The sequence below is a fragment of the Streptomyces phyllanthi genome, from assembly GCF_009377205.1.
GTDB classification, from domain to species: Bacteria; Actinomycetota; Actinomycetes; order Streptomycetales; family Streptomycetaceae; genus Streptomyces; species Streptomyces phyllanthi.
In genome coordinates this window covers 1-10,229 of record NZ_VJZE01000337.1, presented here as the reverse complement: position 1 = coordinate 10,229, position 10,229 = coordinate 1, and the positions used below count along the sequence as shown (strand labels likewise).

Annotated in this window: 9 protein-coding genes and 2 pseudogenes; 10 read left to right on the top strand and 1 reads right to left on the bottom strand. The window is 71.3% G+C overall.

Annotated features, from left to right (window positions below; genetic code table 11):
• The 9 genes and pseudogenes from FNH04_RS48095 to FNH04_RS48090 all read left to right on the top strand — a co-directional run.
• A pseudogene (locus FNH04_RS48095) lies at nucleotides 1–201 on the top strand (hypothetical protein); the annotation flags it as partial.
• The gene (locus FNH04_RS33110) at nucleotides 198–884 is read left to right on the top strand and encodes an NADH-quinone oxidoreductase subunit J family protein (RefSeq protein ID WP_228031754.1); all 687 of its coding nucleotides are present in this window, start codon (nucleotides 198–200) and stop codon (nucleotides 882–884) included. The pseudogene FNH04_RS48095 and the gene FNH04_RS33110, both read left to right, overlap by 4 nt.
• Complete coding sequence (gene nuoK / locus FNH04_RS33105) at nucleotides 884–1,276, top strand: NADH-quinone oxidoreductase subunit NuoK (RefSeq protein WP_152789543.1); 393 nt, start codon at nucleotides 884–886, stop codon at nucleotides 1,274–1,276. Before FNH04_RS33110 ends, nuoK begins: the two co-directional genes overlap by 1 nt.
• Nucleotides 1,273–3,264, top strand: a complete 1,992-nt coding sequence (locus tag FNH04_RS33100; protein ID WP_322724540.1) for an NADH-quinone oxidoreductase subunit 5 family protein — start codon at nucleotides 1,273–1,275, stop codon at nucleotides 3,262–3,264. The genes nuoK and FNH04_RS33100 overlap by 4 nt, the downstream gene beginning before the upstream one ends.
• Before the next feature lie 6 nt (nucleotides 3,265–3,270).
• Nucleotides 3,271–4,845 (top strand): complex I subunit 4 family protein, encoded by a 1,575-nt coding sequence (locus tag FNH04_RS33095; protein ID WP_322724538.1) that lies wholly within the window; start codon nucleotides 3,271–3,273, stop codon nucleotides 4,843–4,845.
• Nucleotides 4,842–6,365: an NADH-quinone oxidoreductase subunit N gene (locus FNH04_RS33090; RefSeq protein ID WP_152789542.1), complete on the top strand. Its 1,524-nt coding sequence runs from the start codon at nucleotides 4,842–4,844 to the stop codon at nucleotides 6,363–6,365. Before FNH04_RS33095 ends, FNH04_RS33090 begins: the two co-directional genes overlap by 4 nt.
• A 219-nt stretch (nucleotides 6,366–6,584) precedes the next feature.
• Nucleotides 6,585–7,448 (top strand): zinc metalloprotease HtpX, encoded by an 864-nt coding sequence (gene htpX, locus FNH04_RS33085; RefSeq protein WP_322724537.1) that lies wholly within the window; start codon nucleotides 6,585–6,587, stop codon nucleotides 7,446–7,448.
• Nucleotides 7,445–7,840 (top strand): YccF domain-containing protein, encoded by a 396-nt coding sequence (locus tag FNH04_RS33080; protein ID WP_322724536.1) that lies wholly within the window; start codon nucleotides 7,445–7,447, stop codon nucleotides 7,838–7,840. The genes htpX and FNH04_RS33080 overlap by 4 nt, the downstream gene beginning before the upstream one ends.
• Before the next feature lie 167 nt (nucleotides 7,841–8,007).
• Nucleotides 8,008–8,246, top strand: a pseudogene (locus FNH04_RS48090) (SMI1/KNR4 family protein); the annotation flags it as partial.
• Between the two features lie 134 nt (nucleotides 8,247–8,380).
• On the opposite strand, the gene FNH04_RS33070 reads toward FNH04_RS48090, so the two are convergent.
• Nucleotides 8,381–9,649, bottom strand: coding sequence for an APC family permease (locus FNH04_RS33070; RefSeq protein ID WP_152789541.1), 1,269 nt, complete (start codon nucleotides 9,647–9,649; stop codon nucleotides 8,381–8,383).
• A 251-nt stretch (nucleotides 9,650–9,900) separates the two neighbouring features.
• Between FNH04_RS33070 and FNH04_RS33065 the strand changes: the two genes are divergently transcribed.
• On the top strand, nucleotides 9,901–10,167 hold the full coding sequence (locus FNH04_RS33065; RefSeq protein ID WP_152789540.1) for a GlsB/YeaQ/YmgE family stress response membrane protein: 267 nt from the start codon (nucleotides 9,901–9,903) through the stop codon (nucleotides 10,165–10,167).
• The last annotated feature ends 62 nt before the right edge of the window (nucleotides 10,168–10,229 follow it).

Here is a 10,229-nt window from a genome sequence, read left to right as displayed (position 1 = left end):
GATCAGGCCACCGCCGCCCCCGGCCGGCCCACTGCCCCCGGCCGACCTGCTGCCCCCGACCGGCCCGCCGCCCCGACCGGGACCGGTACCGAACCTCACGCGGACGAGCAGGCCCGTGCCTCCGAGGGGCCCACCCGGCCCATGGGCGAGTCCAAGCAGCAGACCGACCAGCCCCGACCCCGGCGGGAGGACAGGGAATGAGCCTCGCAGCTGCCGCAGCCGCCGGCCTCCCCCAAGCTCTCGGCTTCGCCCGAGCAGGGGGACTCGGGCAGGGAGGAGCCCCCATCGCGGCGGACCCCGGCCACGGCTTCCTCTCCCCGACCGGCGTCGAGATCGCCTTCCTCCTCGTCGGCCTGGTCACCCTCGGCGCCGCGATCGTCACCGTCACCACCCGGCAGCTGGTGCACGCCGCCCTGTGGCTCGTGGTCACGCTCGGCGGCCTCGCCGTCGAGTACCTCCTGCTCACAGCGGAGTTCATCGCCTGGGTGCAGGTCCTCATCTATGTAGGCTCCGTCGTGGTCCTCCTCCTGTTCGGTCTGATGCTCACCAAGGCCCCCATCGGCCGCTCCCCGGACGCCGACTCCGGCAACCGCTGGGCCGCCCTCACCGTGGCCGTCGCCTCGGCCGCCGCGCTGGTCTGGGTCGTCGTCGACGCCTTCCGCACGACCTGGATCGACCTGGACGGCGCCGCCGCCGGCTCCACCGAGGTCACCGGCAAGGCCCTCTTCCAGAACTGGGTCCTCCCCTTCGAGGCCCTGTCCGTCCTCCTCCTCGCCGCCCTCGTCGGCGCGATCGTCCTCTCCCGCAAGGCGAAGGCGACCACCACCGACCGCCCCGGCGCCCGCACCGAGTCCGGAACCCCGAGTGCGAAGGAGCCGCGCTGATGCACCTCGCCTATCCCGCCGTGCTCTCCGCCCTCCTCTTCTGCACCGGCCTGTACGGCGTCCTCGCCCGCCGCAACGCCATCCTGGTCCTCATGTCGGTCGAGCTGATGCTCAACGCCGTCAACCTCAACCTCGTCGCCTTCGACGTCTGGCTCAGCAAGGCCGCCGAGGAGGCCCTGCACTCCGGCCAGGCGCTGACCCTGTTCACCATCGCCATCGCCGCCGCCGAGATCGGCATCGGCCTGGCGATCGTGCTCGCCGTCCACCGCAACCGCGGCACCGCCGACATCGACAAGCTCCGCGACACCGCCGAGGGCCACGAGACCGACGGCCCCGACAGCGACGCCCCCGCGCCCGAGACGGCCGGCGAGAAGGCTGAGGCCACCGCGTGACCACGACCACCCTCGCCGCCCTCGTCCCCCTCCTTCCCTTCCTGGGCGCCGCGGCCGGCCTGCTCCTGGGCCGCACCGCCCCAGGCTTCGTCCGCCCTCTCGCCGTCCTGCCGACCCTCACGGCCTTCGCCCTCGCCGTGCTGGTCGCCGTACGCCAGGGCGGTGGCCGGGCCGTCGACGCCGCCACCGAGCTGACACCCACCGGCTCGGTCCCGATCGAGCTCGCCCTGCACATCGACGGCTTCGCCGCCCTGGTCGCCGTCCTGGTCGGCCTGGTCGCGACCAGCGTGCAGATCTACTCGACGGGCTATCTGCGCGACGACCCGCGCTACCCCTCGTACGCCGCTCTCGTCTCCCTGTTCACCTCCGCGATGCTGCTCGTCGTCTACTCAGGCGACCTGATGGTGCTGCTGGTCGGCTGGGAGATCATGGGCATCTGCTCGTACTTCCTCGTCGGCCACTACTGGGAGACCCCGGAGGCCCGCGCCGCCTCCATCAAGGCCTTCCTGGTCACCAAGCTCGGCGACGTCCCCTTCCTCATCGGCCTGTTCGCGCTCGCCGTGGACGCCGGGTCCTTCCGCATCACGACCGTCCTGGGCGCGGTCGCGAGCGGCGGACTCGACCACCCGACGCTCATCGCCCTGCTGCTCCTGGCGGGTGTGGCGGGCAAGTCGGCGCAGTTCCCGCTCCACACCTGGCTCCCCGACGCTATGGCGGGCCCCACACCCGTCTCCGCGCTGATCCACGCCGCGACGATGGTCGCCGCCGGCGTCTACTTCATCGCCCGGCTCCTCCCGGTCTTCGCCGCCTCCTCGGCGGCCCTGCTGGTCATGGCCGTCATGGCTGCGGTCACGATGGTCGGCTCAGGTCTCGCCGCGCTCGCCCAGGACGACATCAAGCGCGTCCTCGCGTACTCGACGATCGGCCAGCTCGGCTACATGACCGGTGCCCTCGCCGTCGGTGACCGCGGTGCCGCCGTCTTCCACCTCCTCTCGCACGGCGCCTTCAAAGCGCTGCTGTTCCTCGCGGCCGGCGTGATCATCCACGCCGCCGGTACCAACTCGCTGGCCGCCATGTCCCGCATGAGCGACCTGCGCGCCCGCATCCCCGACGCCTACTGGACGATGACCGTCGCGCTCCTCGCCCTCGCCGCGATCCCGCCCTTCAGCGGCTTCTTCAGCAAGGAGGCCGTCCTCGGCGCCGCCGAGCACGTCGCCACCGGCCACACCCAGGGCGTCCCCGGCGCCGCGGGCTGGGTCGTTCTCGTGTCCGGCCTGCTCACGGCCCTGCTTACCGCCGCGTACGCCATGCGTCTGTGGCTGCTCGCGTTCCGGGGCCGGGGCATCGAGGCCCCCGACCACGGGAAGCAGCCGGTCGCGATGAACGCCGTGCTGTGGCTGCTCGCCGTCCCGTCCCTCGCCTTCGGCCTGGCAACCGGGCTGCTGCCCGACTGGTTCGACGGACGCGACCTGACCCCGACCCTCACGACGTCCGTGCTCGGCACGGGACTCGCGCTGGTCGGCGGACTGGTGACGTACGGGGCCTGGAAGCACACCACCGCCCTCGCGGCCCGCGTCCCGCTGGGTGCGGTCGCGGCTCACCCCGAGGGGGACGCCGCCCAGGTCGAGGCCGAGGCGATCGCGAGCCACGCAGCCGCGTACGGAGACGTGGCCGCCGCGCCCGACCCCGCGGACCCGGGCCGGCTGCTGCTCGGACCGCTGCACCGGCACGCGGCTGTCGGCTTCCACCTCGACGTCGTGTACACGGCGCTCTTCGTCCGCCCGGTCCAGGCCGGAGCGAGCCTCGTCCGGTTCCTCGACCGCGAGGTCGTCGACACCTACGTACGCGGCGCCGGAGCCGTACCCCGCCTGCTCGGCGCGGCCGTACGACGCGCCCAGACCGGCAATGTGCAGACCTACGTGAGCGCGCTGCTCGCCGGCACCGTCATCCTGGCGGTCGCCGCCCTCCTCGTCGCCACGGGAGCGTGAGCAGGCGTGATCGATATCAACGAGTCCCTGATGCAGTTCCTTCTGGCGTTCCTCGTCGTCGGCCCGCTTCTCGGCGCCGCCACCGCTCTCCTGCCGGCCCCGCCCGGGCTGAAGGGGAAGTCACCCGAGCAGGCCGTGCTCCGCCACGGGGTGACCGTGACCGGCACGGTCCTCATCGCCGCGATCGTCCTCGCGCTCGGCTTCGACCACGACCAGCCGTCGAGGATCCAGGCCGGCACGGACATCAGCTGGATCCCCGCACTCGACGTGCGCATCCACCTCGGTGTCGACGGCATCTCCCTCCCCCTTCTGGTCCTGAGCGCGCTGCTGACCTTCCTCTGCGCGCTGTACTCCTACTTCAAGATGCCTGCGGGCCCGTCCCCGAAGGCCTTCGTCTCACTGCTGCTCGTCCTGGAGTCCGGCACCCTCGCCACCTTCGCCGTCCTCGACCTTCTGCTGTTCTTCCTCGCGTTCGAGATGGTGCTCATCCCGATGTACTTCCTCATCGCCCGCTGGGGCGGTGAGGAACGGACCCAAGCCGCTTGGAAGTTCATCCTCTTCACACTGCTCGGCTCCGTCGTCATGCTGCTGGGCCTGCTCCTGATCGGAATCAAGGCGGGCACATTCGACATGGTGGCACTCGCCACTGACAACGACCGGCCGCTCAGCACATCCGTGCAGGTCATCGCCGTTCTGGCGGTAGCAGTCGGGCTCGCGGTCAAGACGCCGATGTGGCCGCTGCACAGCTGGCTGCCGGACGCCCACACCGCCGCGCCGACCGTCGGCTCGGTCCTGCTGGCCGGTGTCCTGCTGAAGATGGGTACGTACGGTTTCGTCCGCATCCTCCTGCCGGTCACGCCCGACGGGTTCCGCACCTTCGCGCCGTATCTCGCGGCCTTCGCGGTCGTCGGCATCATCTACGGTTCGCTGGCCTGCCTCGCCCTCGCCAAGCAGGGAGCCAAGGGGGACCTCAAGCGCCTCATCGCGTACTCCTCCGTCGGCCACATGGGCTTCGTGCTGCTCGGCATCGCGACGATGACCCCGACCGGCATGAACGGAGCGCTGTTCGCGAACATCGCCCACGGCCTCATCACCGGCCTGCTCTTCTTCCTGGTCGGCGCGCTGAAGGACCGCACGGGCACCACCGACCTCGACGCCCTCGCCAAGGAGACCGGCGCCGCCCTCTACGGCAAGGCGCCGCGCCTCGGCGGCCTGCTCGCCTTCGGCGCGGTCGCCTCGCTCGGACTGCCGGGCCTCGCCGGATTCTGGGGCGAGATGCTCGCTCTGTTCGGCGCGTTCCGGCCCGCCGAGGGCCTCAGCCGTCCCGCGTTCCTCACCTTCATGGCGATCGCCGCGTTCGGCACACTGCTCACCGCCGCGTACCTGCTCGTCGTCGTACGCCGCGTCTGCATGGGCGCCGCCCCGCAGGACGCTCCCGGACTGCCGGACGTCCAGACGTACGAGTTCGCCGCCTGGGCCCCGCTCGTCGCCCTCACCGTCCTCGCAGGCCTCTGGCCCGCGGCCCTCCTCGGCCTGACCGACCCGGCCGTGCAGCAGCTCCTCGCAGGAGGCACCCGATGAGCTCCCTGGCCCAGCCCGCGGCCCAGTCCCTGGTCCAGTCCGTCGACTGGGTCGCCATCGCGCCGCCCACCATCACCGCGGTCGTCGGACTGGCCGTGCTCGTCGCCGACCTCTTCGTGGGCGACGCCAGGAAGGCGCTGCTCGGCTGGGTGTCGGTGGCGGGTCTCGCCGCGTCCACGCTCGCCCTGCTGCCGCTGCTGGACGGCGACCGCTCCACCTTCTGCCTGACCGGCGACGCGAACGTCTGCAGCTACGCGGCGGACCGGTTCGCGCTCGTCATCCAGTTCCTGGTCCTCGGCGGAGCCCTCCTCGCCGCCCTGCTGTCGATGACGGCCCTGAAGGACGCCAAGAGGGAACTCCCCGAAGGGGAGTTCTGGTTCCTGCTGCTGTCGTCCGCCGCCGGCGCCGCCCTCCTGCCCGCCTCCCGCGACCTGGCGACCCTCATCGTCGCCCTGGAGGTCGCCTCGCTGCCCGCCTTCGCCCTCGTCGGCCTCCGGTACGGCGACAGGCGCTCCTCCGAAGCCGCCCTGAAGTTCTTCCTGTCGTCGGTCACCGCGACCGCCGTCAGCTTGATGGGCATCAGCTTCGTGTACGCCTCCACGGGCACCCTGTACCTCACCGAGATCGCCGACAGGATCCAGAACGTCGACGGGCAGCTCCACACGCTCGCCCAGACCGGCGTCGTCCTCACTCTCATCGGCTTCGCCTTCAAGACAGCCGCCGTACCGTTCCACTTCTGGGTGCCCGACACCTACGTGGGGGCGCCGCTCCCCGTAGCCGCCTACCTGTCCGTCGTCGGCAAGGCTGTCGGCTTCTCAGGACTGATCCTCGTCACCGTCGTCGCCCTGCCGTCGTACGCCGACGTCTGGGGCCCCTCCCTCGCCGCGCTGGCCGCGCTCACCATGACCATCGGCAACGTCGGCGCCCTCCGTCAGCAACCCACGCGCGCGTACAGCGCGGTCAGGCTCCTCGCGTGGTCCTCCGTCGGGCAGGCGGGCTACCTCCTGGTTCCGATCGCGGCAGCGGCGTACTCGGACGACGCCGAGAAAGCGATCGGCTCCACCGTCGCGTACGCCCTGATGTACGCCGCCGTGAACCTCGGCGCCTTCGCGGTGGCCGCGCTCGTGGCCCGCGCGAAGCCGCTGAACCGCGTCAGCGACTACCGCGGCCTGTACGCGGCCAGCCCCCTCACCGCACTGCTCCTCGGCTTCTTCCTGCTCTGCCTCGCGGGACTGCCGCCCGGCATCATCGGCCTCTTCGCCAAGGTCACCGTGTTCTCGGCAGCCGTGGACGCGGGTCTCGGCTGGCTCGCCGTGATCATGGCCGTCAACGTCGTGATCGCCCTCTTCTACTACCTCCAGTGGACGGCCCTGCTGTTCCGCGCGCCCGAGGGCGAGCCCGAGAAACACCGCGCCCCGGCCCCGCTGGCGGCCGCTATCGCCCTGACCGGCCTCCTGGGCATTGTCCTGTCCGGAGCACCCCAGTTGGTCCTGCGCTTCTCCGCCACCGGCCTCTTCTGACCCCGTACGGCATCCGCACGCGCGCGTGGAGCGCCCGAGACCCACGCGCGCGTGCCGGGGCATGGCTCTCACCCGGACGGCCGACGAGCGCCCCAACGCACACAAGGGAACTGGGACTCCCTGCCTGGCGTTGACCAGTACGGGAGGGTCCACTGAGAAGTGGAGTCGACAGCACCCGCAAGCAAGGGTTCCCCTGCCGCACGACTTGGAGGGCGTACCGTGCACCGCCGGCACAACGGGCTCAGGACCGCCGTACTCCTCGGGGGGCTGTCCGCACTCATCATCGTCATCGGCAGCTTCTTCGGACGTACGGGCCTGGTCGTCGCGCTAGCCGTCGCGATCGGCACCAACGCGTACGCGTACTGGAACAGCGACAAACTGGCTCTACGCGCGATGCGCGCACGCCCCGTGAGCGAGTTCGAGGCCCCCGCCCTCTACCGCATCGTCCGCGAGCTCTCCACCCAGGCCCGCCAGCCCATGCCGCGCCTGTACATCTCCCCGACGGACGCGCCCAACGCGTTCGCGACAGGCCGCAACCCGCGCAACTCGGCGGTGTGCGTGACCGAGGGACTCCGGCGCCTGCTGGACGAGCGCGAGCTGCGCGCCGTCATCGGCCACGAGCTGAGCCATGTCTACAACCGCGATATTCTGATCTCGTCGGTCGCCGGAGCCCTGGCCTCGGTGATCATGTTCCTGGTGAACTTCGCCTGGCTGATCCCCATCGGCCGCTCGGATGACGACGACGGCCCCGGCCTTCTCGGCATGCTGCTGATCCTGATCCTGGGCCCGCTCGCCGCATCCATCATCCAACTCGCCATCAGCCGCTCCCGGGAGTACGAGGCAGACGCGTCCGGCGCGCAGCTGACCGGCGATCCTCTGGCCCTCGCCGGCGCCCTGCGCAAGCTCGAAGCGGGTACCAAGCAGCTTCCGCTGCCGCCGGAGCCGCGTATCGAGACCGCGAGCCACATGATGATCGCGAATCCCTTCCGCCCGGGCCAGGGACTCTCCAAGATGTTTTCCACGCACCCACCGATGGCGGAGCGCATCGCCCGTCTCGAGCAGATGGCAGGTCGGCACCAGTGAAGACAATCCTGAACGTAATCTGGCTCGTCCTCAGCGGCTTCTGGCTGTTCCTCGCCTATCTGCTCGCGGGCCTGCTGCTGTGCATCACGATCATCGGCATCCCGTTCGGCATCGCCGCGTTCCGCATCGGCGTCTACGCCCTGTGGCCCTTCGGGTACACGACGGTGGAACGCCGCGACGCGGGCGCGCCCTCCTGCGTCGGCAACGTGCTGTGGCTGGTCCTCGCCGGCTGGTGGCTGGCCCTCGGGCACATCGTCACTGGCATCGCCCTCTGCGTCACGATCATCGGCATCCCCCTGGGCATCGCCAACTTCAAGCTCATCCCGGTCTCGTTGCTGCCACTCGGACGCGAGATCGTGCGGAGCGACCGGCCGTTCACCCAGAGCTGGTAGAGCGGCTTCACCAGAGCCGGCAGAGCGGCGTGGCGAGGAGGGCCGCGAGGAACAAGCGGACAAGACGTCCGGCCTCGTGTGCGGACGCTGGGGACGCCTCGCCTGAGCGCCCGCTCACTTATCCACAGGCCTGCCCGACTGTCAGTGCCGTCCTGCATCCTGAACCCATGACCGAGATCGAGCAGTTGCTGAACAGGGCGGCGGACAAGGCCCGCACGCCCCGCCCGTTGGGCTGGCCCATGCTTCCCGCGCCCATGGACGGGGCTGCGGTCGCCCGCGCCGAGTCCACCCTGCCGCCGCTGCTCGCCGCCCTCCATCTCCGCATGGCGACGGTGGATTCCGCCCGGAGTACGGCCTGTTGCCCCTGCTCGACAGTCCGCCCGCGGCCGAGCCGGCCGCCGTCACGTCCAACGATGAGACGGACCTCGCCCCTTGGACGGAGTTCCGGATACGCACGGAGGCCGCGCAGGCCTCCTGACCGGTCTCGCGCAGCCTCCCGGCCTCCCGGCCGGTTCACGCCGACCGCCCGCTCCGGCCCGCTCAGCGCCTGGCCGTCGGCCTCCGCGACGCCCACCACCGCCGTACGCCGTACGCGGCCGCCCCGACAGCGAGTACCACCGCGCCCACGGCCACCGACACCCCAGGCAGCGCGAACGCCAGCGTGCCGCAGCCGACTAGCCCGATCACCGGTACGACCCGCGCAACCGGGGCCGGACTCAGCGTCCACGCCGATGCGTTGGCGATGGCGTAGTACATGAGCACACCGAAGGAGGAGAAGCCGATCGCGCCCCGCACGTCGGTGGTGGCGGCCAGGACGGCGACCACCGTGCCGACGGCGAGTTCCGCGCGGTGCGGTACCTGGAAGCGAGGATGCACGGCGGCCAGGGCGCCGGGCAGGTGCCGGTCGCGGGCCATGGCGAGTGTCGTCCGGGAGACCCCCAGGATGAGCGCCAGCAGCGACCCCAGCGCGGCCACGGCAGCACCGACGCGCACGACGGGAACGAGCCCCGGGGCCCCGGCGGCCCGGACCGCGTCGGCCAGCGGTGCCGAGGCGTCTCCGAGCCCGCCCGGCCCCAGCACGGAGAGGGCCGCGACGGCCACGGCGGCGTACACGGCCAGCGCGATGCCGAGCGCCAGCGGGATCGCGCGCGGGATGGTGCGCGCCGGATCCCGTACCTCCTCACCGAGGGTCGCGATCCGCGCGTACCCGGCGAACGCGAAGAACAGCAGGCCGGCCGCCTGAAGCACCCCGCCGACGCCCGAGGAGAGCCCGATGTCCAGCCGCCCGGCGTCGGCCTCCCCGGACCCGAGACACACGACCACCACGGAAGCGAGGACCGCCAGCACGACCGCCACGATGATCCGCGTCAGCCAGGCGGACTTCTGGACGCCGCCGTAGTTCACCGCGGTCAGCGCCACCACGGCCGCGACGGCCACGGCGTGCTCCTGCCCCGGCCAGAGGTACGCGCCGACAGTGAGCGCCATCGCCGCGCACGAGGCCGTCTTGCCGACGACGAACGACCAGCCCGCCAGGTACCCCCAGAAGTCCCCGAGCCGCTCGCGCCCGTACACGTACGTGCCACCGGAGGCGGGGTACAGCGCGGCCAGCCGCGCCGACGACATGGCGTTGCAGTAGGCGACGACGGCCGCCACCCCGAGACCCAGAAGGAGCCCCGACCCGGCCGCGCCGGCCGCCGGCCCCAGCGCGGCGAAGATGCCGGCGCCGACCATCGATCCGAGACCGATGACCACTGCGTCCCCGACCCCGAGGGTCCGCCGCAGGCCGGGATGCGAAGCGGACTGTGTCATAGGGCGCACCCTACTGATCAGTGCAACCGGCAGACACCACCGAGTCGTCCTCACGGACAACAGGACACGAAGAAACCGGCACACCAGGACAGGCGCAACCAGCATGACCGGCAGCGCCACGCACGCCCTGCACCATGCTCGGGTGGTCGACCTGGTCGACCAGAGGATGTGACCGGCGTGGCACGTGTGAACACAGCGTGGCCGGAGCAGGAGCACAGCACAGGTACAGAACGAAAGGGCAGGTTCACGGCATGAGCATCATCAGCTGGATCATTCTGGGGCTGTTGGCCGGAGCCATCGCCAAGTTCCTGCTGCCGGGCCGTGACCCGGGCGGTTTCTTCGGCACGACCCTCATCGGTGTCGCGGGCGCGTTCATCGGCGGCTGGATATCGGCCCGTTGGCTCGACCACCCCGTCACCAAGGACTTCTACGACGGCGCCACGTGGGCCGCGGCCATCGGCGGATCCCTCGTGCTGCTGATCGGCTACCGCATACTCTTCGGCCACTCGCGCCGCTGACCAGACACCTCGAATCGAGCCCGCAGTCGGCAGGCGGGAGGGCCGGTCCGGCGCCCGTGGAC